The sequence below is a fragment of the Bacillus sp. LBA3-1-1.1 genome (assembly GCF_040676495.1).
Classification (GTDB): Bacteria; Bacillota; Bacilli; order Bacillales; family Bacillaceae_G; genus Bacillus_A; species Bacillus_A nitratireducens.
The window spans coordinates 251,024-276,479 of record NZ_JBEGIB010000018.1; the positions used below are offsets into that span (position 1 = coordinate 251,024).

Genomic DNA, 25,456 nt, shown 5'->3' on the forward strand with positions numbered 1-25,456 from the left:
ATCAGAAGACAGTAAAAATATTATGTCAACAATGTGAACTGTCACAAATTTATACATATTATTGTGAGTGATATCACATCCCTTTTCCTAAATGGGTATTATGCTTAGGTTGTAAGGAATGATTGGGAGAGGGTGGGATGATAATGTTTTGTTATCAATGTGAACAAACGCCAACAGGTGGATGTAAAGTGATGGGTGTTTGCGGTAAAAATGAAACAATTGCAAGTTTACAAGATACGATTGTGTTTGGGCTAAAAGGAATTGCAGCTTATCGTACACATGCTGCTCAGCTAGGGTATACCGATGCATTTGTAGATGCTACGACGCAAGAAGCGCTGTACATGACATTAACAAATTCTAATTTTAATGAACAAGAACATATTGATATGGCTATGAAAGTAGGGAAATCGGCTTTACGAGTAATGGAGTTGTTAGATGAGGCACATACGAATCACTTTGGTGTTCCAGAGCCTGTTCAAATTACGCAAAACCATGTAGAAGGTAAGGCAATTGTAGTTACTGGTCATAATTTATTTGCATTAGAAGAGTTATTGAAGCAAACAGAAGGAAAAGAAATTAATATTTATACGCATTCTGAAATGTTACCAGCACATGGTTATCCGCAGCTGAAAAAATATAAACATTTAAAAGGAAACATTGGTAAGGCATGGTATGATCAACGACGTCTTTTCGAAAAATTTACAGGTGCCATATTAGCGACAACGAACTGTGTTATGCCAATTAAAGGATCATACTCTGATCGATTCTTTTCATATGATATTGCAGGTTTAGAGGGTGTACAAAAAATTGAAAATGATGATTTTGCACCATTGATTCAAAAAGCGCTAGAACTTCCTGAAGTACATATGGAGTCGGATGAACAGTTAGTAACAGGGTTTCATCATAATACAGTATTATCATTAGCTCCAGAAATTATTGAGGCAGTAAAAGAAGGAAAGATTAAGCGTTTCTTTGTCATCGCAGGTTGTGATGCTCCAGGGAAAGGCGGGGAATATTATCGCGAATTAGCAACGTCGCTTCCGCCAGAAACGGTTATTTTAACAACTTCCTGCGGGAAATTCCGTTTTAATGATGTGAGTTATGGTGTTGTACCTGGTACGGAGATTCCGCGTTATATTGACTTAGGACAATGTAATAATTCGATTTCTACAGTGAAAATAGCGGCCGCTTTAGCAGATGCTTTTCAATGTGAAGTAAATGAATTGCCAGTGAGTATTGTTCTATCATGGTTTGAACAAAAAGCGGTTGCCATTTTACTTGGGCTATTTAGTCTTGGGATTCAAGATATTCGCATCGGTCCAAAGGCGCCTGAATTCATTTCACCTGGTGTACTTGATGTATTACAAGAAACATTCGGTTTGAAACTGATTACAACTGCAGCAGAAGATATGGATATGATGTTATCGTAACAAAAGGATGATCTGCCTTATTAAGAAGAAGAGCTAGCCTATAGCGTCCCAAAACAAAAATGTAGAATTTTTGTTTTGGGGTATTTTCTTTTCTTAGCGGGATAGGTATGTGACGTAATTTCTTTAAAAAGAAAATCGGCAGTATCTAATAGGGAATAGTTGACTTTAGAAAAATATTAAAATCGAGTTGACATTTACAGCTACTCAGTCATACAATGTAGTTGTAATAGGTGATACTGAGTAGTGTTGTTTCTCAAAATGTTTTCAGTAAACAATAGGTAATAGCGGATTTTAGAAAAAAATTGAAAATCAGTTGACATCCATCGCTACTTAGTCGTACAATGTAGTTGTAATAAGTAATACTGAATAGTGTGGTTTTACTCAAAAGCTATTCAGTAAAAATTCGCCTTAGTACTCTGTGATACTGAATATAAGTCAGACAGAATAGGGGGTAAAGGAGGATCAGGACATGGAAAATTTAACTGAAATGCTAAAAGGTTCACTGGAAGGGTGTGTGCTGGAAATCATTAGTCGCCGTGAAACGTATGGCTATGAGATTACCCGCCACCTGAATGATCTTGGGTTTACCGAAGTTGTGGAAGGGACGGTTTATACTATCCTCGTACGATTGGAAAAGAAAAAGCTTGTGAATATTGAAAAGAAGCCATCAGATATGGGACCGCCTCGTAAGTTTTATTCATTAAATGAGGATGGCCGTCAGGAGCTTGAATTGTTTTGGAAAAAATGGGATTTTGTTTCTTCAAAAATTAACGTCTTGAAGTCAAACTAGCCTCATAATATAAAATGTTCCGGATCATATTTGGAGAGTTTCTTGTTCTGCTTTATAAAAAAGGAGGAAAATAAGATGTTGGAAATGTTCAAAAAATTAATCGGTGATAAAAAAGAGTACAAAATGATGATGGCACGTGTTGGAGCACTGCCAGAGGACTATCAGTTTGTGTTTAAGAAAATTCAAAACTACATGTGGAATTTCTCAGCGGGTAATGGGATGGATATGCTGCACATACAGTATGAATTAATCGATTTGTTTGAAGCCGGTGCAGCGGAAGGCAGACAAGTGCTTGACATTACTGGGGAGGACGTAGCATCCTTTGCTGACGAACTAGTGGCAAACGCTAAAACGTATGTCTCTAAGTATCGTGAAGATTTGAATGAAAGTATCATGAAGCAATTGAGAAAAAAATAAATGTAATAAGTAATACCGACTGATTAGCTGGTTACAAATGTGAATTGCCGCCATCGCTATTCAGTTATATTTTTAAATCAGTACTAAGTAATACAGATTATCAGTGATACTAAATAGATGTCGTAAGTATTTTATCTTTGCAAATTATTTTAATAAGGGGGAAAAAGTATGAGAAATGCAGCGATTTCGGTAAAAGGGTTAAAAAAATCCTTTAAAGACAAGGAAGTATTAAAAGGGGTGGATTTTGAGGTGCAGCGTGGCGAAATTTTCGCACTGCTGGGCTCAAATGGAGCGGGCAAGACGACGACGGTGAACATACTCTCGACGCTTATGAAGCAAGATGGCGGTGAAGTAGGTATTTGCGGTTTTGACGTCCAGCGTCAACCGGATCATGTTCGTCAAAGCATCAGCCTGACAGGACAGTTCGCAGCTTTAGACGGCATGCTCACTGGGAGAGAAAACTTAATAATGATCGCCAAGTTGCGTGGAGTTTCTAGTCCTGCTCAAGTCGCTGATAATTTACTAGCAAGATTTAGCCTGACCGATGCAGCCAACCAGAGGGCAGATCAGTATTCAGGTGGGATGAAGCGCCGTCTTGATATCGCTATGAGCTTGATCGGGACGCCAGCAGTCATTTTTCTCGACGAACCAACGACAGGGCTTGACCCTGAAGCGCGGATTGAAGTGTGGGATACAGTCAAGGAACTTGCCGGCGGTGGCACAACGATCTTGCTCACGACTCAGTACTTGGAGGAAGCAGAACAACTAGCGGACCGTATTGCGATCTTGCATGGTGGAAAAATCATTACGACTGGTACTCTTACTGAACTGAAAGAGATGTTCCCACCAGCAAAAGTGGAGTATATCGAGAAGCAGCCGACATTGGAAGAAATTTTCCTTGCGATCATCGGCAAAAAGGAGGAGATGTAAATGAAAAGCAAAACAGGGGTATTACTAGGGCGCTTAATGCGCAACATCATGCGCAGTCCGGATACGATTATTACGGTAGCGATTACACCGATTATGATGATGCTGTTGTTTGTTTACGTATTTGGTGGGGCTATAAAGACAGGAACTGATAACTACGTCAATTATTTATTGCCGGGAATCTTGCTAATGGCTATCGCATCCGGTGTGGCTTACACTTCTGTACGGTTGTTTACGGATGTAAAGAGTGGACTGATGGCACGTTTCATTACGATGCCCATCAAGCGCTCGTCGGTATTATGGGCTCACGTATTAACATCACTTGTTGCTAATGCGCTTACTATCGTGGTGGTTATCCTTGTTGCGCTCTTAATGGGATTCCGTTCCAGTGCTAATATTCTCGATTGGCTCGCAGTAGCTGGAATACTCGGGATGTTTACGCTGGCGCTGACGTGGTTGGCTGTCATTCCCGGGTTGACGGCGAAGTCTATGGAAGGGGCGACAGCCTATTCGTACCCACTAATTTTTCTGCCCTTTATTAGTTCGGCCTTTGTTCCTACTGAAACTATGCCAAAAATTGTTCGTGCATTCGCTGAGAACCAGCCTGTGACTTCAATTGTGAATGCGATTCGTGCCCTCTTATATGAAGGGTCTGTTGGCAACGATATTTGGATTGCACTTGCTTGGTGTGTGGGCATTATGGTTATCGCTTACTTCTTCGCAGGTAAAGCATTTAAACGTCAGTTAGGGTAAGTGCACCATCGGTTCGGTTCTCTATGGAAATTAAACTTTCCGGAAAAAATATATGGGGGAAAATGGATTTAAATCATATGATTCTTAGTTATTGCTATAATTATTGGTATTCTTACTGGTTACGCAGTTGGTACGTAAGTAGGTTCAGACGTTGAGAAAAATCAGCCTGAGAGAGTTAAATGGGAAGAGATAATGTTTTGACTGCAATTCTAATCGTCATAAAATCAATGTACAAAATGCCTCTGTAAAAGAGAAGAAAGGGTCCTGACTAATCAGGATCCTTTTTTATAGTACTAGTATCAGTATATCTAAGTTTAGATGGTTACTTACAAACGTTGAGGAGTGTTTGTACCAGAATCAGCTACCGCACTACATCTTGCGGAACATATACAAATTGAACAATTAGATGTACACTCATTACATGCATTTCAATTGTTCCTATTCCAATCGCAAAAAAACTACGCTTCGTTATCCGATTGGAAAAGGGGTAAAGTTTGCTATTGTGATGAAAAAATTACTTCTTTGGAGATGGTGGGAGTATATTGTTTTGAGGGAATTCGCGAAGAAAAAATAGCGCTACTATGCTAAGGTCATTCACACGTTATAGTGCGTTAATTAAATATATGTATATACATAGTTTCTCAGAGTGATGCGATGTCAGGTGTGAGCTGTGTAACAACTAGAGGTGAGTAAAGGATGTTAACGTTTTCGTTTGAAATAGACAAGGATATTCCACAGAAGGATGAGCCACGGTATGTTGCTTATGCAAATGGCTTTATCGAAGGGGATTTAACGATTTGTGTGGGTGACAGAGTATTTTTTCAAAAGTCATGCATGAAGGTCGCAGAGCTGGGCATTTATTTAGGACAGTGGATGGAACAAATTCAACACGGACAGAACGTACATATGAATTATGAAACGAGTGACCGTGCTGACGTAATTCTTGGTTTCTTCTATGAAGAGGACAATCAGTGGAGGGTTTCTTCCAGTTGGCAACAATTAGAACTTCAGGAGTGTATATCTACTACAACATTAGTAGAGAGCGTTCAACGCTATTTGTATGGGCTCAATAAGGAACTCCGCGCGATAGAATATCCTGTGACGTTTGATCAGTATTTAAGAGGAGAGCGAATGATGCAGCTTTCTTACAAACGACTGTGTGATAGTAAAGCGGACACGACGTCGATAGAGGTTTACAATGAAAGCGAGCAAGTAGGCGTAGTACGGGGGTATTATAAAAATGCGCTGATGAAAGTGCTAGACTTCATTCCGAAAGTTGGTAGTAATATCATTTATGAAATAAAGGATAGTAAGGACAATATTCGCGTTATTGCAAAGGATATAAGTAGGCAGCGTCAAAGAAAGATTTTAGTAACGTACATCGATAATAATGATGCAGAGCATGAAGTAATTGTATGTGACGGAAAGTTATTGGATGCAAATTTCTTATTTACCTTTACATATAAGACAGAAGAATATGTTGTTCACAAAACTTCACTTGGGCTTGGAAAGCTATTACGAAAGGGCTATGTAATCGCAGATTGGAATATTCGTCTTGAGGAAGATATGTATTACATCGAGATGAATGTATATGATGAGGGTTATATACAAGATCAATACTTACTGTTAGGCGTATTTCATGCGATTTTGTATGGGTGATAAAGTGAAACTTTAATCAGTGGGAGTTTTACTGCCCACAAATAGCGGGATAAATGAGAAGTACCGGTATTCTTCATGGGAAGGATGCCGGTACTTTTTATCTTTCTGATATTTCATGAGGTGTATCATCTGTTAGCGTCAAACTTCCTCCAACTACTGTGGGTTTAAAATAAGGTTCGATAATTTATAAATCAGTCTGATCATTAAGAATAAAGATTGATAATTTGTAAAAACTTTAATCAGAAGATCTATTTTGTAGTGTATTTCTTTGTTCAACAATCGGGTCTGTTGCAAAGTTCTGAACAGCATAAACCCGTTTACAAAATACGAAAGTATACTATCTTTTTCTAAATATGCAATTATGCATATTTAGAAAAAACTACACTTAATAAATATTACATATGGTAAATGGAAACTTATGGTGTTATTCTCTTAAAAGGCGTAACATGTCAATCATTATAGAAGATGTGGTGGCTCCTCTGTAAAGAAGTTCTTTTTTTCTGAAAAATGTATATTGATTCGAAATTAGTGATAAATATTCAGTTTTGTGATTTTATGTTTTCTTAATTTATTCCTTTATATCTACAAGGATTATTTATTATAACAGTTTTTACGTCCAAAATAAGATATTTCAGCAAAGGGGAATATAACTATCTTTATAATGAGTTCCAAATATAATCAACGTGTTAACAAAAATGATATCTGTATTATTTTCCCCTTTTTACTAACTAATACAGCTTCAAACAATGGACACAATCGCTACATACCAATTGTGATTTATTATCTATTCATTATTCTGTTTATTCAGTCTTTCTAAAAATAAAAAAATATTAGACTCGCAAATATAAACGTTATAATGAGGGCGTCGAGAGGTAACCGATTACCTACGGAGAAAATATCAAACATTTTAAAGTTGGACAGACTGAAACGATTAATTACAGAAGGGTGTGTGACCAGAAGGAGAATTTCTTCAAGAGAGTTTAGTAGCAGCGGACATCGTATTAGCTGGTGTACACAATATCATCAATGTTGACGAAGTACAGGGTTGGAGGATAAATGCCTTGCAACAGGTTTAGGTGGAATCGTTTACAATGTGACGCACCTAGTAAGTGATTCATTTTTTAAGAATGGTCTATATTCTTAAGCCTAAAAAGAGACGTAAGAATAGGATACAAGGGGGATTTATTATATGAATGGGAATACTGCAAAAAAAATAGAATTTCAAGCTGAAAATACTGCAGTGAAAAATGAGAACTATCTAGATCCTAAAAAATGGCATAAACAAGATACTACCTGGGCATTGAGCCTTTTTGGAACAGCAATTGGAGCAGGAGTACTCTTTTTACCTATTAATGCAGGTTCAGGTGGTTTATTATCATTACTGTTAATCACTATACTTGCATTTCCTGTTATGTATTATTCACATAGGGCACTTGCTAAAATGATATACGCTTCTAATTCTGCTGATGAGGGGATTACAGGTACAATAAGAGAGTATTTCGGAAATAAGGCAAGTATAATTTTTAACATAGTATATTTCGTTTCAATTTATACGATCGTGCTAATGTATTCGGTTGCACTTACAAATACTGCAAGTAGTTTTATCGTGCATCAATTGCACATGCAGGAGCCTCCAAGGGCCATTTTATCGCTTGTATTAGTACTCGGTCTTATCGCTATACTAAATTTTGGTCAAGATATCATTGTAAAGATAATGAGCATGCTAGTATATCCGTTTATTGCTTCTTTACTTTTTATTTCAATATCTTTAATCCCACAGTGGAATACGTCAATGCTTAGTTTTTCAAGTGCTACTACTGCTTCAACAGGAACAGGGTATTTTGGAGTGATCTTGATGATACTACCAATCATAGTATTTTCATTTAATCATTCTCCTCTTATTTCGTCATTTGTTATAAAGCAGAGAGCTACCTATGGAATAGAAGCTACTGATGCCAAATGTGCTCAAATACAAAAAGTTTGTTATATCATGACTTTCGTAGTAGTTATGTTCTTTGTTTGGAGTAGTGCACTGAGTTTAACTCCAAAAGATCTTATGATGGCTAAAGAACAAAACTTATCAATTCTATCGTATCTAGCTAATGAGCTGAATTCACCAGTAATCACTATTGCAGCTCCTATCATTGCTTTTGTGGCTATAACTAAGTCCTTCCTTGGCCATTATATAGGAGCATATGAGGTAATGCGTGACGTGATTATGAAGTTTGGTAAAACACGCGGAAAAAATATAGAAGAAAAAACAATTAAAACAGTGATCCTTACTTTTGTCGTATTAACATGCTGGTATGTTGCTTATGCAAATCCAAGTATTCTTGGAATCATTGATGCCCTTAGCGGACCGTTAGTTGCTGCTATCTTGTGTCTATTACCGATGTATGCGATCCGTAAAGTACCAGTACTAGCTAAATACAGAGGGAAAATGAGCAATGTATTTGTCATTGTTGTCGGTATACTTACTGTCTTAGCAAGTATTAAGTCATTATTCTAATTCACTATTGTTGGTTTTAGTTCAAAATAGTGAAATATGAAAAAAGAATGAAAAATCTTATGGATAAGACAAATCCACACTCGAACTTTAACGGAAATTAAACTCTAATATAAAAAGACATGAACGAAGATTCGTTCATGTCTTTTTTTGTGTTGGCTTTATTCCTAGAAGAGCAGCGATAGTAAATAAAATATTTTTTCTATATGCTTGAAAATCGAGGTAACTGTCATCTATTACACCTCAATATTATTGGGGGTGTAACTGGTCACCGCTTATGGGCAGTATAAACATAATATCTCTTTTAAGCCTTGTAACACTTCTTCAGGCACTGCCTTCATTTTGATATCCTTACCTAGGAAAAGTAGCCAATTTGTTATCTCTGTTAATTCATCGAGATTGTTAACATTGATAAAAGTCTTTAGAATGGCTGTGGATTGGTAAGGGTTTGTATAGGAAATTGAAACTTTTAAAGGATGATATTTTTTGAACTGGGCAATTGCTTTTGGACCGAGTTCAAGTACGAGGTTGATTGCTTCGTCTTTCTTACTGAGTTTTTCTAAAACCTTTTTCTTACTTAATTTCTTTTTTGTCGTATAGGGTTCGACATTGATGAGATGATCGACAGGAAACATCTTCTTCTTTTCTTCTTTTACGTCAAAGCCTTCAATTATCCAATGGCTTTTTTCTTGATAAAGGTGCAGTAGATAAATTGGATAAGACTTGATTTCCGCCTCTTCTTTTAGGGTAATCAATAAATGGCTATCCAAAAGAAGGATTTGGATGAGTTTTTCTAACATAGGATGTGGGAGGTCAGAAAGCTCGAGTAAGTCGGGATTGTGGGGATTAGTCCCTTCAAAAAGTAAGAGTTGATTTAAAAGAACAAGGTCATCCTGCTGGATTTCTGAGATGAGTCCTAGTAGTTTTTCAGCTAAAGACTGACGACTCTTTAGATAGGGAAGTTGTTGATTTCTTATGGCCATAAAGGCAATAAAAAGAGCTTTGACCTCGTTATCAGTAAAGCGAACAACGGGCAGAATAGAGTTATGCATAACAGAATATCCCCCATCTCTTCCAACTTCAGCGACAAGTGGCATCCCCATGGCTTCAATCTCTCTAATGTCTCTAATAGCTGTCGATCGAGAGATGTTAAATTCTCGTATGATTTCAGAAATTGTAAAGTGAGAGCGGTTATTGATATACCGCATGATGGTATTAATCCGTTCAACTTTTTTCATGTTGGTCTCCTAAACAGTATCATTTTTTGACATGATTTAAGGTTATTATAAACTCATCAAGAGAAAAGATAAATTACTTGATTAATTTAAAAGTGAGGAAGGTTTTGAATATGAAAAATTATACGCTAGAAGAAAAAGATAGCTTTATCGTGTTAGGTATTGGAACTGAAATTAAGAGTGAATACACAGACTTTGCTGGAATAAATAAAGAAAAGGAAGACTTTTGGTCAGCTGTTAAAGAAGATGGAAGGCTGGACACTTTAAAAGCTTTAGCCACAAATGATTACATTTTTTCTGTGAGTGAAGCGGTGAATAACAAGATGATGTATTATGCTGGTGTCATGACAGAGGAAACGATACAAGAAGAATCTAGAGTTATCCAGTTTCCTAGGGGGAAATATTTAGTAGTTAAAGGGGAAGGTAAGACGGCTGAGGAGCTAAGTAATAAGCTTACTGGCATTGCTTTTGGTCAAGTCTTACCAGAAGTAAATGATTTTGCCTATGTTGGTGGACCAAATACAACGGTTGAGATGGGGCAGCAAAACGGTTTAGTATTTGGTGAAATGTGGATTCCAGTTGTTAGGAAGTAAAGAGATTAAAGGAGGGGTGGAATTGTCCGGTATCGTTGATTTTAAAAATGTAACTATAGCTGGCTTAGAGTCTTCACCTGTAGCAGAAGCACTTGCTGGTTTACGTGCCCATGAAGCACGTTACTTTATGAACAAATACAAACATGAATTTACAGTTGTACCAGCTAATGAAAGCGGGGAGACTCTTGATTATGTGAATCGTATTTTGAAAGAAGAACGTGATATTGAGTTTGCGGCCAAACCTTTAGAAACATCGTGTTTTCAAGTGGAAAATATTAAATTTGCCTATGTCTTTTATGAGGATGGTCTTGCAGTCAACGTCATGTATACGTTGGATAACCCGAAAAAGCGGGCCGTTGGATTTAAGCTTTCTGAAGGAATGGAGATACCAAAGGAGTTAGAAGATAAGTTTAAATTTGCTAGGCAAAAGTCTAAACTTGCTGGAACAATTCGAGGTTCGTTTTTTGTAATAAAAGGAGAATATAGTGTAAGTTGAAGAACTTAGTCTTTTAATGTATTTTAAAAGGCACGAATATGGAAAGTAGGGCTAACGATCTTGAATTGTTAGCCTTTTTTTACATGAGTATAACAAGCGTAGTCTACTACACACTACGTTCTGATAAAATAAAACGAAAGGAAATTACTGTAGGGTGGTGGTGGCGTGAGCAAAAAAAGGCTATTTGAGTTATTCTTAGTAACTTTTGCTTTACTATTCCTTCATGTAAGCACATTTACTAATGAAAAATTGAATGATAAATTTGGTGACTTTACCTTCTTTGTTGTATTTCTCATGTTTTATATCAACGTTGCATTTATAGAACGGTATTTTGATGATATACAAAAGTGGATTCGAAATATCATATTTCTTCTTGTCCTGTTAGTAGTAACTTTAATATCACTATGGATAGGTTACTTTTAAAGCCTTGTGATCACGAAAGTCCCCTAGTTTTAAAAAATGGAGGACTTTTTATAGTCTTCTAAATACAGTGAATCCCGATAGTAATACGCTATGTTAACCTTATATGAATAGGCATACATTAATCTTTTTTCTCCTCAATCATGATAAAATGGACGATAAGAAATTTATGTAAGATAAAGGGGGGAGATTCATGGTCAGCTTTAGTACTGTGCTAGCTTTTGCAATTGTTTCACTTAGCATGGTTTGTTCACCTGGGCCTAACATGATTTATCTCATTTCTCGCTCGATTACGCAGGGGCGTATGGCAGGATTCATTTCTCTTTTGGGTATCATGCTTGGCTTCATAATCTATATAATCGCAACGATGTTCGGGCTTACAGCTCTTTTCCTTGCTGTTCCGTCTCTCTATGAAGCAGTTAAGTGGGCGGGTGCCGCTTACTTGCTCTGGCTCGCATGGAGTTCGATTAAGCCTGGTGCTACATCTATTATGGAACCTCGTACTATTGCTATTGAGCCGCCGCGGAAATTATTTCTAATGGGACTTATGACGAATCTTCTGAATCCTAAGATTGCTATTTTGTATGTGTCACTTCTACCTCAATTTGAAGATCCTGAGAAAGGATCGTTGCTTCTACAAGGTGCAGTTCTGGGCTTTACGCAAATAACGGTTAGCTTTATAGTCAACCTCCTAATTGTATTTACAGCAAGTAGAGTTGCCAAATGGTTTGGCACACGTCCAACGTGGCTGCGAGTGCAGCGTTGGCTTATGGCAAGCGTTTTGACAGGTCTTGCTGTACGTCTTGCTTTTGAACGTCGACAGTAAGAGCCTTCTTGAAAAAATTTACTATCTTTTTGAAACGATTGTAAGGGGAATAAGAAGGATATTAAAAATAAAGCCAGCTACTGTATGTTCTTACTTTTACCTAACGTTTTGTCAAAAATGCTAGTATATGCTGTTTCTTTTTTTAGAGGATACGGTAGGAATACCGTATTTTTTTATTTTAGGGGAATTTTGTTTTGTTGGCTTGATAGCAATGTGAAACCTAAAATAATATGGTCATATTATTTTAGGTACTTTTTTTATAATATGATCATATTATAAAAAAGGAGGAGGATATGAGTGCCTAAAATAGTTGATCAAATACAAAGGAAGAATCAGATAGCCACTGCTACTTGGCGTGTAATATTAGAAAAAGGTATTGATAAAGCTTCTATACAGCAAATCGCTGACGAAGCAAACATTTCAGTTGGACTTGTTCAGCATCATTTTTCGTCTAAAAATGAATTAATTCATTATGCAATGAATTTAGTATTGAATCGAATGGAAGAACGGGCAAACACTCGTACAAGTGAATTTAAGGGAACGAAAGAAGAAGCACTTAGAAGATTAATGAAATTTATTATTCCTTTTAATAAAGAAGAAATGTTGGAAGGGAAGGTTTGGATTACATTTCTGGGTATATCCTTTAGTTCCCCAGAACTTATTGAACTTCGGAAGAAAATGGATGACCATACGAGGTATCTTATGGGAATAATTCTAGATTTAATGAGGGATCTCGGATACGTCACACCAGGTCACAATAGAGAATTTGAATTAGAGATACTGTACGGATTTATTGATGGGCTAGTAATTCATGTCCTTCAAACACCAGAATCATATCCAGAAGAAAAAGTAAATCAACTTATTGAGTATTATTTAAAAGAAAAAAAGAGGGATTAATCGCATGAATAAAGTTTTCATTATTATTCTTGTAGTCGTTATTGTATTGATTATTAGGCAGCTTATCCCGAAGAAAGTAGATAGCTTCGATTTTCTTGGTATACCAATCATGGCTATAATTAGAACTTATATGGGTCTCCCAAATAGATTGGATTATATTATTACAATTGAATTAATTAGCTTGCTTATATTAGGAGCGATAGTTGGTTATTGGCAAGCTAAGAGGGTGAAAGTTTTTCATCATAATAATCAATTATGTAGTGTTGGAGGCTATACGTATATTATCGGATGGATTATTATGCTTTTGGGCAGGATTGTTATTTTATTGTTGTTCAATCTTAACTCGCTCATATCGACATTTCATGCGGGACAGGAACAGTTTACGAGTGAAATAATTCAAGTTCTTTCTCATGCTGGAGATTGGTTAATATGGTCTACTATTCTTGCATCTTCCATCATGTATACCGTTACCTTATATAAGGATCACCCGGATATCAAGAAATTAATACATGATCGTTTTAAAGAAATAAAACAACGAATAAAATATTAATGTAACTAATTGTTGTTATATGGGCAATTGCCAGCAAGTCAAGAAAAACTAATAATCCAAAATAAGCTGTTTTGTTACAAGTTAGTACAACATTTCGTTCTGGGGGTACTATGGAATTTTAGTCTAATAGCGATAATAAATTAAAGAAATGATTAACCTTAGTTATAAAAAATTAATATATAAAAATAAAACCATCAATTTGAACAATCTTTTTTCAAATTGATGGTTTTTATCTTTGAAAAAAATAATTATTTTATAAAAAAAATTTTGACCCCCATAAAATTGTTTATTCCTTCGAATATGTATAGTGAAGAAAGCAAATGAAAGAAAAAGCTAAAATTACCAAAAATATAGAGAAGAGTTATTCAAAGATTGCAGATAAAATAGAAAAAGAGCAAGAAGAACAAGTGATATTACAAAAGAAAATAATAAAGCGGTACAAAATATAGACTTCACTCTAGCACAAGTAGAAGAAATAGGAATTTGAAAAGTCACTCGTGAAAAATATGAACAACAGCAAGAAGACAAGCCCAAAGAAAAGGACTAAGAAAATGTGGTTAAATGGTCACTTATTTAGTGACCATTTTACTATTTGAAGCAGAAGGAGGCAGGGAGATTACTAGTGTTGAGTTTAGTAATGAAAATCTTAAAAAAAACGAAAATAGAAGATATCGTATTTAACATACAAAACAACGGTGGAGATAAGGAAGCTTTTATCGTACAGTATCAGCCGTTTATTAAAAAATCAATCTCGTCTGTCTGCCGTCGATATATTACAGAGCAGGATGATGAATATAGCATTGGATTGTTTGCGTTTAACGAAGCAATTGAACAGTATTCATATAAAAAAGGAAAATCTTTTCTAGCGTTTGCTGATCTTCTTATAAAAAGAGATGTAATTGACTATATACGCAAGGAGTCTAAACATAACCTTGTCTTTTTAAAAGAAGATAAGCAAGAGGAAATGTTAGAAATGCAAGTATCGCTTACGGAGTATATGAAAGAGATGGAAAATAGTAACCGTAAGGAAGAAATTCTTCATTTTCAAAGTGTACTAGCTGAGTTTAAAATCACATTCTCAGAGCTTGCTAAGGAATCTCCTAAACATCGTGATACGCGTGAGCACTTAATAGAAATTGTAAAGATTATTATAAAAGACGAGAAAATGATGGAAGAGCTGTTCCGAAAGAAAAAGTTACCCCTTAAACATATTGAACCACGTGTTAGGGTAAGTCGTAAAACGTTGGAGCGACATAGAAAATACATTATTGCGATGTGTATTATCTTTGCAAACAACTATACATATATTCTGGATTATATTAGAGGGGAGAAGCATGATGAATAAAGGAATTGTGATGGATATAAAAAAACATAATGTAGTTGTTTTAACTCCAAATGGAGAGTTTATTACGTTTAAAAGAAAAGTACACTCTTACATGATTGGAGAGGAAATCTCGTTTAACGAACAAGAACAAAGAGCGCCGCGTTTTTCAATCCCTACTTACTTAAAGCCTGCATCATTACTTGTTACTTGTTTTCTATGTGTGTTGCTGTTTTTCTACAACCAACCGGAAGAAAAAGTATTTGCTTATGTCTCAGTGGATATAAATCCAAGTGTAGAGGTAAGCGTAACAAAGGATCTTCGTGTTATAAATTTGCGAGCTTGTAATGATGACGGAAGGCGTATTTTAAAAGAAATGAAAGGGTGGGAAAATAAGCACCTGCAAGACGTAATACGTACTATTATAAAGCAGAGTCAAGAGGATAAGTACTTAACGAATGATAAGCAAGTTATGCTAACAGCTGTTACAAAGGACAAGTCGCTAGAACCACAGTTGGAAAAGGCTATGCAGGAATTGAAGAAAGAGTATGAGATAAAACATATTACAGTCGAATATCAAAGCAGTACGATGCAAATACGAGAGAATGCTAAGAAAGCAGGAGTTGGCACAGGTGTTTATATAAAGCAAGAGAATGAGAAGCAGAAATCGCTTACTCCTCCTGTACCGCAGTCTAATCAAGAGCAACCAAATTCATCTCCTGATGTATCACCGGAGGCGTCTCCTGTAAAAGAAGAAAGATACGAGAAGCAGGAGCATATAGAACAAAAGCAATCCAAGGAACAGCAACCGAAGCAAATAAAAGAAAATAATGGACATCAGCAAGAAAACAACGGTAGAGGGTCTCAGCAAGGAAATAATGGCCATCAACAAGAGAACAATGGTAGAGGGTCTCAGCAAGGAAATAATGGCGACCAACAAGAGAATGGTGGTAGAGGGTCTCAGCAAGGAAATAATGGCGGCCAACAAGAGAATAATGGTAGAGAGTCTCAAGGAAATAATGGCCATCAGCAAGAGAACAACGGTAGAGGTCCTCAACAAGGAAATAACGGACAACAACAAGAGAATAATGGTAGAGAGTCTCAAGGAAATAACGGACACCAGCAAGAGAACAATGGTAGAGAGTCTCAAGGAAATAACGGACACCAGCAAGAGAACAATGGCAGAGAGTCTCAAGGAAATAATGGCGACCAGCAAGAGAACAATGGTAGAGTATCTCAGCAAGGAAATTCAAACGAAAATAACGAGTTTAAAAATGATGACAAAAATATTCATACAACACAACATCAAGGGAATGGAAAGAAGAATCTATAAAATATTGAAGCCAGGAAATTATAATTCTATATTCCTATTAAGTTATTTTCGAATCAAAACCCTAGAGGGTTAGAGTTTGTATTTGTACTTAGAATAAGAAGAAAAGGAGTATGTAAAAATATAATGGAGAAAAAAATTCAACAAGAGAAAGATAAATCAAAACCTGTTTTTTATGATCCTAAAGGAAGAAGAAAAAAAGCTTTTAGTTGGTTTCTATGTATCTCAATAGTTAGTATAAGTATTGTATTTTATTTTTTCTTTCAAAGTATTTTTTCGGCACCAGAAATTCCAAATATGAATCCTTCTGTAAAACAAGATACTAAACTTGTACCTATTAATCAAAAACTCAGCGAAGAGCAGTTAAAGAAAGAAGAATTTAAACCTAATACCGAAATGAAAAACGATGAAAATATGGTGAATTCAACGAGCGATGGTAAACAATCTAAAGAAGTTTATGGTTTTTATGTAAACTGGGATGAAAATAGTACTGCTTCTTTAAAAGAAAATATCGATTCCTTAACCACGTTAGTACCAGAATGGTATCACTTAAAAGCAGACTTAACAATTAGTAGTGAGATAAAACCTGAGATTGTGAAGTTGGCCAAAGAAAATCATGTGAAAATTACGCCTTTACTTACTAACTATACAGAGGAAGCTTCTGGTCCTGATAGTGAACTTATTCATAAGTTACTGAATTCTCCAGATCATGTAAAGACAACGTTTATTAACAATTTAGTAAAGCAAGTTGAAAAGAATCAATTTTCAGGTATTAATATTGACTTTGAGGCAATACCTGAAAGCGATAGAGAAAACTTAACAAATTTCATGAAAGAACTTACTACGGTCTTTCATAAACATCATTTGCTTGTTACACAAGATGTCCCTGCTAATGATAAGGCTTTTGATTATGGTACGTTAGCCAAAGTAATAGATCGTATGATTGTAATGATGTATGACGAGCACTATGGAGCAGGGGTACCAGGACCAATTGCTTCAAATAAATGGTTTGAACATACGCTCAATGAACTAGACATTCCGTCTGAGAAACTTATAGTCGCTTTCGGTAACTATGGATATGATTGGGAAGTAAATAGCAAAGAATCTGCGAAGTCTGTAACTTTCTCAGAAGTTATGAAAATGGCTCAGGATTCAAATATAAAAATTCAATGGGATAACATTAGTGGAAACCCTTATTTTCGATATAAAACAGGAGAGACAGAACATACTGCTTGGTTCTTAGATGGTGTTACTCTTTATAATCAAGTAAAAATCGCAATGAACAACAATGCAAAGGGATTTGCGTTATGGAGACTAGGGGCAGAAGATCCTACTATATGGAAAGTATTAAAGAATCCTATTGAGGTACAAAAAAATCCTGATGCATTACATAAAATCGCTAGTTTAGATGAAGTAAATTATTCTGGACAAGGCGAAATTTTGCAGGTTGAGAATGAGAGACACAATGGATTGAGAGATTTTAAAGTAGACAAAAATGGTTATTTTACAGATGAAGTGTATCAATCACTGCCATCTGCATATGAAGTGCAACGATATGGAAAGCCAAAAGGCAAACAAGTAGCATTAACATTTGATGATGGACCAGATCCGAAATACACACCGGAAATTCTAGATATATTAAAAGAGTATAAAATAAAAGCTGCCTTTTTTGTACTCGGTGAAAATGCGCAACTAAATCCTAGTATTGTTAAAAGAATATACGATGAAGGGCATGAAATTGGCAATCATACCTTCAAGCATCCTAACGTCGCTGATACATCTTTACTACGTACAAAAGTAGAACTTAATACAACTCAGCGCCTAATCCAGGAAATAACTGGACATTCTACGGTTTTATTTAGGCCACCGTATGAAGCAGATGCTAACCCGGATTCATCAAATGAAATACTGCCTATTTTGCGTGCGCAAAATATGAACTATACAATGGTGGCAGAAGAAGTTGATCCTGAGGATTGGGCGACTCCATCAACAAATGAATTAGTAAAGCGTACTCTTAATCCCATTTATAAGGGGGAGGGAAATGTTATTCTTCTCCATGATGCAGGAGGGAATCGTACCCATACGGTAGAGGCGCTGCCAATGATTATTAAAGACCTTAAAAAGAATGGATATAGATTTGTAACAATTGCAGATTTAATGAATAAAGAACGAGATGAAGTTATGCCTCCCGTTTCTTCTGAGGATAAGCAATATTTACTTTACAATAAAGCTGTTTTTTCAGGAGCAGGATATTCTAAGCATATATTAACAACTATTTTTTATATTGCTATTGGATTAGGTATTTTCCGATTCCTATTTTTAATTTATTTTTCATTCAAGCAAAAAAAGAAAACAAAATCCCGTTTATTTGCTAATTCGTCTTACCAACCTTTTGTTAGTGTTGTAATAGCAGCATATAATGAAGAGAAGGTTATAGCTAAGACGATTCGCTCAATTTTGGATAGTAATTATAGAGATTTTGAAGTTATTGTTGTGGATGACGGATCGACAGATGGTACGTCAAAAGTAATGCAAGAAACATTCTATAAACACCCCAAAGTTCGTTTAATTCAGAAAGAAAACGGCGGGAAATCATCGGCAATGAACTTAGGGTTTCAACAATCGCGAGGAGAAATCATTGTCACTTTAGATGCGGATACTATTATTGCGCAAGACGCTATTTCTCTAATGATTAGACATTTTGAAGATCATAATGTAGCGGCAGTTTCAGGGAATGTTAAAGTTGGGAATAGTCGGAATTTATTGACTACTTGGCAACATGTTGAGTATATTACAGGATTTAATTTAGAACGCAGAGCTTTTGATGAATTAAATTGTATTACGGTAGTTCCTGGAGCTATTGGAGCATGGCGTAAAAAGAATGTAGTCGAATCTGGATATTTAAGCGAAGATACATTGGCAGAAGATACGGATCTTACTATTACATTTTTACGTGAAGGGCATAGAATCGTATATGAAGAAAAAGCGTATGCTTATACGGAGTCACCTGAAGATGTGAAAAGTCTTATTAAACAGCGATATCGTTGGTCATATGGTACACTCCAGTGTCTTTGGAAACATCGAAAAGCATTGTTTAATGCAAAACATAAAACATTAGGTTTTATTGCATTACCTAACATGTGGTTATTCCAATATGTTCTGCAATTTATTGCTCCTTTAGCAGATATATTAATGATTATGGGGCTATTTGGTAGCAATCCGCTAAAAGTTTTAGGATTTTATTTTGTATTTTTTTTAATGGATCTTCTCGCTTCTCTGTTTGCATTTAAATTAGAGAAAGAGAACCCTAAACCACTAGTATGGTTAATTTTACAACGCTTTATTTATCGTCAATTTATGACTTATGTTGTAATTAAATCTATATTTTCATCCATTCGAGGGGTAGCGGTAGGATGGAATAAACTCAAGAGAATGGGAAGTGTTGAGCATTCCCCTGAAAATAAAGAGGCATCATAAGAGAGCAGATAATCTGCTCTCTTTTTGTCATTGACTTTAGTTAGTTGAGTCTAGAGAAGACGAAAAACCAAAATCTCCTATAACGAAATGTCTATTCATTATTGACTACTCATAGTGAGACGTTATATGAAGAAATCCCTTTAGTTTCGGACTGAAGAGGTTTTTAAATATTTTTTTAAAATGACGGACACAAAATCATATATCCGTCCGAATTATATATATGGATATCATTAATGTTTATATAAAAGGGGAGAAAGAAATATGAAAGAAAAAAAAGAAATGTTGGAAGAGATTACTGAAGTATTAAAGGTATTGGCGCATCCTGTCCGTTTATCCTTAGTAGAAATAATGCTTACAAAAGGCCCTACTAATGTAACAACAATGTATGAAACATTACAAATGCCTCAAAGTACAATTAGTCAACATTTATCCAAACTAAGAGCTGCTAAAATGGTTACAGGTACTCGAAAAGGATTAGAAATTTTTTATGAAGTAACGGACGATCGTACAAAAGCGATATTATTAAGTTTGTTCTAAATGCTGACTAGACTACAAAATTAAGAAGAGGATACGAAAGTAATTCCGTTCCCATAACTTTTTAGAATTTTACATAAGAGCTATATGTATAAGAATATGTAATTTTCTTTTACTACAGTTCATTCCTTTGAGAAATAAGCTTTTTTTCATTCTAGGGGTATTTTTTGCTAGATTAATAGTGATGTGACATACCCCTATTATAAAATTTCAGAAGAACTCTTGACATAGAAGATGTAACAAAGTTGATAGGGTTCTTTTAGTCATTTAATCTTTTGATCTGATGGTCTTTTCCCCATTCAAATAATTCATCCATAATTTGCATTAAAGATTTTCCATGTTCGCTTATTGTGTACTCAACCTTTGGTGGTACTTCTTGATATACAGTACGATGGATAATCCCATCAGCCTCAAGTTGCCGAAGTTGTTGTGTGAGAACTTTTTGTGTAATATTTGGGATTTCTCGTCGGATTTCATTTGTTCGCATTTTTCCATCCGCCAAAACACATAAAATATGAACTTTCCATTTTCCGCCGATTACATCGAGTGTCGTTGCAATTGGGCAGTCATCATTTTGATTCATATAACACCTCCAAAGGTACTTTAAGGTTCCTATAGCACTTTAAAGTACGTACTTTTCAATTATATGTGACTCACTCATACTAATACGTAAAGGATTGAATAATTTAAAAAGGGGCTGGGGAATGATGAGAACACTTGTAATTGTAGCACATCCTGATATTGAAAAATCTCGAATTAATAAAAGATGGGTAGAAGAACTTGAGAAATATTCGGATGAAATAACGGTGCATGAATTATATAAAGTGGCACCAAATTGGGAGTTTAATATTGAAGAAGAACAAAAACTGTTAGTAGAGCACGACCGATATATATTTCAATTTCCGCTCTACTGGTATAGCTCACCACCATTATTAAAAAAATGGTTCGATGATGTATTAACATATGGATTTGCCTACGGATCAAAAGGAGATAAAGTGAAGGGGAAAGAATTTGGTGTAGCTATTTCTATAGGTGGATTAGAAAAAGACTATGAAAATAGCGGAATTATGATGGATGAGTTGACGAAACCATTCCAAGCTACTTGCTTATATACAGACATGAAATTTATACCTTCATTTTATTTATATGGTGCAGAATATAAACTAAGTGATGAAGAGATTAATAAAAGTGCACCTGAGTATGTACGATATGTGATGAATAAGCAGTATACTAATATATAAGAGGAAATAGCCATTTACTTGTTAAGTAGATGGCTGTTTTTATTGATTTTATATTCACTAAGTGTAATCTTTAGTAAATTAATAGTTAATCTGGTAAAATAAAAAACCTAACATATATAAAGGGGAGTTTTACTTGAGAACGATGCGACAATTATTACAAAAAAGAGCAATGCAGTCACCAAATTTGGAAGCGCTTATCGGTGGAGAGAAAAGGTATTCGTTTCAGCAGTATAATGAACGAGTAAATCAGCTTGCACATTATTTGTTACATACCGGTGTGAAAAGAGGGGATCGTATAGGAATTCTATGCAAAAATAATCATCCGTTTCCAAGCGTTATGATGGCAAGCTTAAAAATTGGAGCGGTATTTATTCCGCTTAATCATCAGCTTACTGCTTATGAATTAGAATCGATTGTAAAAGAAGCGAGATTAAAAGTATTAGTTATTGATGATGAATTTAGTGAAGTTGTATTAAAGATTGATGCAGTTAAAGAAATTCCTTATGTAATTGAGACGACAAAAGAAGGATTTGGCTCATTTGAATTAAAATTAAAGGAACAGCCAACAACAGAGCCGAATGTGGAAGTTCATGAAGATGATGATGCCATTTACTTATTTACTTCAGGAACGACTGGACAGGCAAAAGCATGTGTAATTGGTCATAAAAACTTACACCATTATTTTACTGAAATTGCGGGGCAAAGAGAAATTCCAGCAGGTGAACGTTTTTTATCAGTGCACCCATTGTTTCATATGAGTGGCGTGCTTTCTATTTTAAATTGTATTTATCATGGCGTTACGATGGTCTTTTTAGCTGATTCGAATCCTACTCTTATTTGGGATAAGATTGAAGAAGAGAAAATTACTACGATGCTTGCGTTCCCAGCTGTTTATAGTTACATGCTTGATGAATTAGATAAAAAAGAGCGCAACATTTCGGCCTTTAAAGTAGCACAAAGTGGTGGTACAAAAGTGCCAGAAACACTCATTCAAAAATATATGGAAAAAGGCATTTATATGGTGCAAGGTTATGGGAGTACAGAAGGTTGGGTAGTAACTTCTTGGCATCCAAATATGGGAAAAGAAAAAATGTCTTCTGTAGGGAAAACTTTGAAACATGTAGAGCTGAAAATTGTTCATCCAGAAACAGGTGATGAGCTAACAACAAATGAAGTTGGAGAGATTCATGTGAAAAGCCCGTACATGTTTAAAGGATATTGGAATAATGAAAAGGCAACAAAGAAGGTAGTAAAAGATAATTGGTTTAACATGGGTGATGCCGGTATGATAGATGATGATGGATTTCTACATATTATGGGAAGATATAAAGACGTTATCGTACGCGGTGGTGACAACGTATATCCAGATCAAGTAGAAGATGTAATTCATGAAATAAATGGCGTTTTAGAAGTTGCAGTAGTTGGGATTCCAAATGACTTTTGGGGGGAGGTTCCAACAGCTTACCTTGTAAAGGACATTCAAACGTCTTTAACAGAAGAAGAGATTATTCAGCATTGTAAAGAAAAACTAGCAAGCTATAAAATACCAGAAGTTGTATTTATGGACGAATTACCGAAAAACGCTTTAGGGAAAGTGTTGAAGAGGGAATTAAGGGATGTTTTTCTTGTAAAATAAAAGGTTATTAAATAATAAAGAATCCAGTTATGTATAAAGCATAACTGGATTTTTGTTTAAAAAAAACATAATAATTTACTAGAATTTGTATTTTGTGTAAGATAATAAAGAATATTCAATTAACAATTAAAGGAAGAGATATAAATGAAGCTGCCACTATTACAAGTAGAGACAGAGAGGCTTATTATCCGTCCATTTCAAAAAGAGGATTATGAAAGTTGGTTAGATGGATTCAATAAGAGGTTACCATCTCAATATAAATACGATGATGGCTATCATGACATGTCGTCTTCAACAAAAGAATGGTTCACGGAATGGATAAGAGGATTTGATGAGGCGGCAAGACGGGATGAAATGTACGTTTTAGGTATTTTTCAGAAAGAAGATGGCGCCAATATTGGAAAGCTAGAACTTATAAAAATTTTACGTATGGACTATCAATGGGCAATGATGGGCTACTCTATTCATAATCAATATTGGAAAAATGGATACGGAGTAGAAAGTGTAATAGCTGCGCTGCCGTTATTTTTTAATAGCCTTCAATTTCATAGAATTGAATTACATATACATATCGATAATGAGCCATCTATTCGTCTTGCAGAAAGAGCTGGTTTTTCATTTGAATGTATAAGAGAGGCATTTTCTATGGGGAATGGTAAGTGGGCAGATTTTCTTATTTATTATAAAAATAAGGAGATGGATATATGAGGGTACTTATTACAGGTGGAAATCGTGGATTAGGGCTAGAGTTAGTAAAAGTATTTCATGAAAATGGACATGTTGTTTATCCGTTAGTTAGAACTGAGGTTTCGGTAATGAAATTGAAGAAAATGTTTAGTTCTAGATGTTTTCCTATATTAGCAGATTTATCGACTGATGAGAGCACTGAGCAAATTAAGAACCAGCTGGAGGAATATACAGAGTATATTGATTTAGTTATAAATAACGCTGGAATTACTGGGAAGGAAACCGAGATTTTACGTACAAATTCAGAAGAGTTAATGGAACTATTTAATGTTCATTGCTTAGGAATTATTCGAGCTGTAAAAGGTACATATGTGGCTTTAACTAAGTCGAATCAACCAAGAATAATAAATGTATCCTCTCGTTTAGGTTCATTACATAAAATGGCCGGAAAAGAATTTCCACAAGGGCAGTTCTCATATTCATATCGGATCGCAAAAGCTGCACAGAATATGTTAACGCTCTGCTTACAACAGGAGTTTGAGAATGAAGGAATTGGTGTAACCGCAATTCACCCTGGGAAGTTAAAGACTGACATTGGTGCTTTTGATGCGAATATGACTCCTGCTGAAGGAGCACAAAATATATATGATTGGGTAATAGATTCAAATGAGGATGTGTCAGGGAAGTTTATTGAGCCGGGTGTAGGGGAATTGAAGTGGTAAAGTACGGTACGATCTTACTGGATTTTAGTGAAGAGTATGAAATGGTTTGCTGTATGTATTAACAATTGGAAAATTAGAAGAAGATTAGGGGATAAAGAAATGAAGACTATAAACGTATTTCATTACGACGCATTTACGAATAAACCAAATATGGGCAATCCAGCAGGTATTGTATTAGAGGCGGATGGATTAACGGAAGAGGACATGCAGCGTGTTGCTGAAAAAGTTGGATTTAACGAAACATCTTTTGTTCTTTCTTCAGAAGTAGCAGATATAAGAATGCGCTATTTTACACCAGGGTTTGAAATGGATTTATGTGGTCATGGGACAGTTGGCACTATATATGCCTTGCGTGAAAGAGGTTTATTAGAAGAAAAAACAAACCTTACGATTGAAACGAAGGCAGGTATTTTACCAATACAAATAGGTGCACATGAAAATGGAGAAACCTTTATTAAAATGAGGCAGGCAGTACCTCAGTTTAAAGGTTTTACAGGTTCAAAAGAAGAATTAGCTCATAGTATCGGTTTAGAAGTAACGGATTTAGATGCAAGTGTACCGATTGTATATGGAAGTACCGGGAACTGGACTGTAATTGTACCGATTAAAAATCTAGATGCATGTGAAAGAATGAAACCTAAAAATGAGGCGTTTCCATCGGTATTAAAAGAAATACCTAACGCTTCTATCCATCCAGTTTGTTTAGAAACTTATGATGAACAGGTGCAAATGCATGGGCGTCATTTCTCATCAGCTTATGCTGGAACGATTGAAGATCCTGTGACAGGAACAGCATCAGGTGTAATGGGAGCGTATTATGCGACGTATTTGGAGAAAGATTTTGACCATGAACTGGAGTTAATCGTTGAGCAAGGACAGGAAATAAATAAAGATGGTCGTGTAACGGTTTATGTAACGAAAGATGTAGAAAATGAGAAGTTGCAAATAGATATTGCGGGAACAGCGGTATATGTGAAAGAGTTGGAAATTTCAATATAAAAGAATAAAG

General features: G+C 35.5%; 25 protein-coding genes and 1 pseudogene. 24 read left to right on the forward strand and 2 right to left on the reverse strand.

Annotated elements, in window-relative coordinates; all coding sequences use genetic code 11:
- The first annotated feature begins 143 nt into the window (after positions 1–143).
- The 8 genes and pseudogenes from hcp (at position 144) to MRBLBA3_RS16150 (ending at position 8,485) form a co-directional block, all read left to right on the forward strand.
- Positions 144–1,430 carry a hydroxylamine reductase gene (gene hcp / locus MRBLBA3_RS16115; RefSeq protein WP_363382227.1) on the forward strand — a complete coding sequence of 429 codons (1,287 nt, stop codon included), beginning with the start codon at positions 144–146 and terminating at the stop codon, positions 1,428–1,430.
- Positions 1,431–1,899: 469 nt separating this feature from the next.
- Positions 1,900–2,220, forward strand: coding sequence for a PadR family transcriptional regulator (locus MRBLBA3_RS16120; protein WP_000429486.1), 321 nt, complete (start codon positions 1,900–1,902; stop codon positions 2,218–2,220).
- Between the two features lie 75 nt (positions 2,221–2,295).
- A complete protein-coding gene (locus MRBLBA3_RS16125; protein WP_000891991.1) occupies positions 2,296–2,637 on the forward strand; it encodes a DUF1048 domain-containing protein in 342 nt (113 codons plus the stop codon).
- 168 nt (positions 2,638–2,805) lie between these two features.
- A complete protein-coding gene (locus MRBLBA3_RS16130) occupies positions 2,806–3,567 on the forward strand; it encodes an ABC transporter ATP-binding protein (protein ID WP_363382231.1) in 762 nt (253 codons plus the stop codon).
- Positions 3,568–4,317 carry an ABC transporter permease gene (locus MRBLBA3_RS16135; RefSeq protein WP_000837807.1) on the forward strand — a complete coding sequence of 250 codons (750 nt, stop codon included), beginning with the start codon at positions 3,568–3,570 and terminating at the stop codon, positions 4,315–4,317. It begins immediately after the preceding gene.
- Positions 4,318–4,768: 451 nt separating this feature from the next.
- A pseudogene (locus MRBLBA3_RS16140) lies at positions 4,769–4,891 on the forward strand (short-chain dehydrogenase); the annotation flags it as partial.
- Positions 4,892–5,013: 122 nt separating this feature from the next.
- The gene (locus MRBLBA3_RS16145) at positions 5,014–5,976 is read left to right on the forward strand and encodes a tubby C-terminal domain-like protein (RefSeq protein ID WP_000955148.1); all 963 of its coding nucleotides are present in this window, start codon (positions 5,014–5,016) and stop codon (positions 5,974–5,976) included.
- Positions 5,977–7,165: 1,189 nt separating this feature from the next.
- Entirely contained in the window at positions 7,166–8,485 is a 1,320-nt protein-coding gene (locus MRBLBA3_RS16150; RefSeq protein WP_001014147.1) for an aromatic amino acid transport family protein, read from the forward strand.
- A gap of 272 nt (positions 8,486–8,757) precedes the next feature.
- On the opposite strand, the gene MRBLBA3_RS16155 is transcribed toward MRBLBA3_RS16150, so the two are convergent.
- Complete coding sequence (locus tag MRBLBA3_RS16155) at positions 8,758–9,720, reverse strand: helix-turn-helix transcriptional regulator (RefSeq protein ID WP_363382236.1); 963 nt, start codon at positions 9,718–9,720, stop codon at positions 8,758–8,760.
- 110 nt (positions 9,721–9,830) lie between these two features.
- On the opposite strand from MRBLBA3_RS16155, the gene MRBLBA3_RS16160 reads away from it, so the two are divergent.
- The 11 genes from MRBLBA3_RS16160 to MRBLBA3_RS16210 all read left to right on the forward strand — a co-directional run bounded on the left by MRBLBA3_RS16160 (position 9,831) and on the right by MRBLBA3_RS16210 (position 20,164).
- Positions 9,831–10,310 (forward strand): GyrI-like domain-containing protein, encoded by a 480-nt coding sequence (locus MRBLBA3_RS16160; protein WP_000801057.1) that lies wholly within the window; start codon positions 9,831–9,833, stop codon positions 10,308–10,310.
- On the forward strand, positions 10,297–10,806 hold the full coding sequence (locus tag MRBLBA3_RS16165; RefSeq protein ID WP_016130003.1) for a hypothetical protein: 510 nt from the start codon (positions 10,297–10,299) through the stop codon (positions 10,804–10,806). The genes MRBLBA3_RS16160 and MRBLBA3_RS16165 overlap by 14 nt, the downstream gene beginning before the upstream one ends.
- A gap of 165 nt (positions 10,807–10,971) precedes the next feature.
- A complete protein-coding gene (locus MRBLBA3_RS16170; RefSeq protein ID WP_363382240.1) occupies positions 10,972–11,229 on the forward strand; it encodes a DUF3963 domain-containing protein in 258 nt (85 codons plus the stop codon).
- 190 nt (positions 11,230–11,419) lie between these two features.
- Positions 11,420–12,052, forward strand: a complete 633-nt coding sequence (locus tag MRBLBA3_RS16175; protein ID WP_000253403.1) for a LysE family translocator — start codon at positions 11,420–11,422, stop codon at positions 12,050–12,052.
- Positions 12,053–12,349: 297 nt separating this feature from the next.
- A complete protein-coding gene (locus tag MRBLBA3_RS16180) occupies positions 12,350–12,949 on the forward strand; it encodes a TetR/AcrR family transcriptional regulator (RefSeq protein ID WP_001124458.1) in 600 nt (199 codons plus the stop codon).
- A 4-nt stretch (positions 12,950–12,953) separates the two neighbouring features.
- Positions 12,954–13,499, forward strand: coding sequence for a hypothetical protein (locus tag MRBLBA3_RS16185; RefSeq protein ID WP_363382244.1), 546 nt, complete (start codon positions 12,954–12,956; stop codon positions 13,497–13,499).
- A gap of 320 nt (positions 13,500–13,819) precedes the next feature.
- The gene (locus tag MRBLBA3_RS16190; RefSeq protein WP_255257148.1) at positions 13,820–13,948 is read left to right on the forward strand and encodes a hypothetical protein; all 129 of its coding nucleotides are present in this window, start codon (positions 13,820–13,822) and stop codon (positions 13,946–13,948) included.
- A gap of 173 nt (positions 13,949–14,121) precedes the next feature.
- Positions 14,122–14,844 (forward strand): RNA polymerase sigma factor SigI, encoded by a 723-nt coding sequence (gene sigI / locus MRBLBA3_RS16195; protein ID WP_098220765.1) that lies wholly within the window; start codon positions 14,122–14,124, stop codon positions 14,842–14,844.
- The gene (locus MRBLBA3_RS16200) at positions 14,837–16,153 is read left to right on the forward strand and encodes an anti-sigma-I factor RsgI family protein (RefSeq protein WP_363382406.1); all 1,317 of its coding nucleotides are present in this window, start codon (positions 14,837–14,839) and stop codon (positions 16,151–16,153) included. The genes sigI and MRBLBA3_RS16200 overlap by 8 nt, the downstream gene beginning before the upstream one ends.
- Positions 16,154–16,276: 123 nt before the next feature.
- Positions 16,277–19,627 (forward strand): glycosyltransferase, encoded by a 3,351-nt coding sequence (locus MRBLBA3_RS16205; RefSeq protein ID WP_363382247.1) that lies wholly within the window; start codon positions 16,277–16,279, stop codon positions 19,625–19,627.
- A gap of 261 nt (positions 19,628–19,888) precedes the next feature.
- Positions 19,889–20,164 carry an ArsR/SmtB family transcription factor gene (locus MRBLBA3_RS16210; RefSeq protein ID WP_363382250.1) on the forward strand — a complete coding sequence of 92 codons (276 nt, stop codon included), beginning with the start codon at positions 19,889–19,891 and terminating at the stop codon, positions 20,162–20,164.
- A gap of 256 nt (positions 20,165–20,420) precedes the next feature.
- On the opposite strand, the gene MRBLBA3_RS16215 is transcribed toward MRBLBA3_RS16210, so the two are convergent.
- The gene (locus tag MRBLBA3_RS16215; RefSeq protein ID WP_001072960.1) at positions 20,421–20,744 is read right to left on the reverse strand and encodes a winged helix-turn-helix transcriptional regulator; all 324 of its coding nucleotides are present in this window, start codon (positions 20,742–20,744) and stop codon (positions 20,421–20,423) included.
- Positions 20,745–20,868: 124 nt separating this feature from the next.
- Between MRBLBA3_RS16215 and MRBLBA3_RS16220 the strand changes: the two genes are divergently transcribed.
- The 5 genes from MRBLBA3_RS16220 (at position 20,869) to MRBLBA3_RS16240 (ending at position 25,446) form a co-directional block, all read left to right on the forward strand.
- Entirely contained in the window at positions 20,869–21,402 is a 534-nt protein-coding gene (locus MRBLBA3_RS16220) for an NAD(P)H-dependent oxidoreductase (RefSeq protein ID WP_141490984.1), read from the forward strand.
- Between the two features lie 133 nt (positions 21,403–21,535).
- The gene (locus MRBLBA3_RS16225; RefSeq protein ID WP_142328196.1) at positions 21,536–23,038 is read left to right on the forward strand and encodes a class I adenylate-forming enzyme family protein; all 1,503 of its coding nucleotides are present in this window, start codon (positions 21,536–21,538) and stop codon (positions 23,036–23,038) included.
- A gap of 144 nt (positions 23,039–23,182) precedes the next feature.
- On the forward strand, positions 23,183–23,746 hold the full coding sequence (locus MRBLBA3_RS16230; protein ID WP_363382255.1) for a GNAT family N-acetyltransferase: 564 nt from the start codon (positions 23,183–23,185) through the stop codon (positions 23,744–23,746).
- On the forward strand, positions 23,743–24,447 hold the full coding sequence (locus MRBLBA3_RS16235) for an SDR family NAD(P)-dependent oxidoreductase (protein WP_329764997.1): 705 nt from the start codon (positions 23,743–23,745) through the stop codon (positions 24,445–24,447). The genes MRBLBA3_RS16230 and MRBLBA3_RS16235 overlap by 4 nt, the downstream gene beginning before the upstream one ends.
- A 99-nt stretch (positions 24,448–24,546) precedes the next feature.
- Entirely contained in the window at positions 24,547–25,446 is a 900-nt protein-coding gene (locus MRBLBA3_RS16240) for a PhzF family phenazine biosynthesis isomerase (RefSeq protein WP_000849354.1), read from the forward strand.
- Positions 25,447–25,456 lie beyond the last annotated feature (10 nt).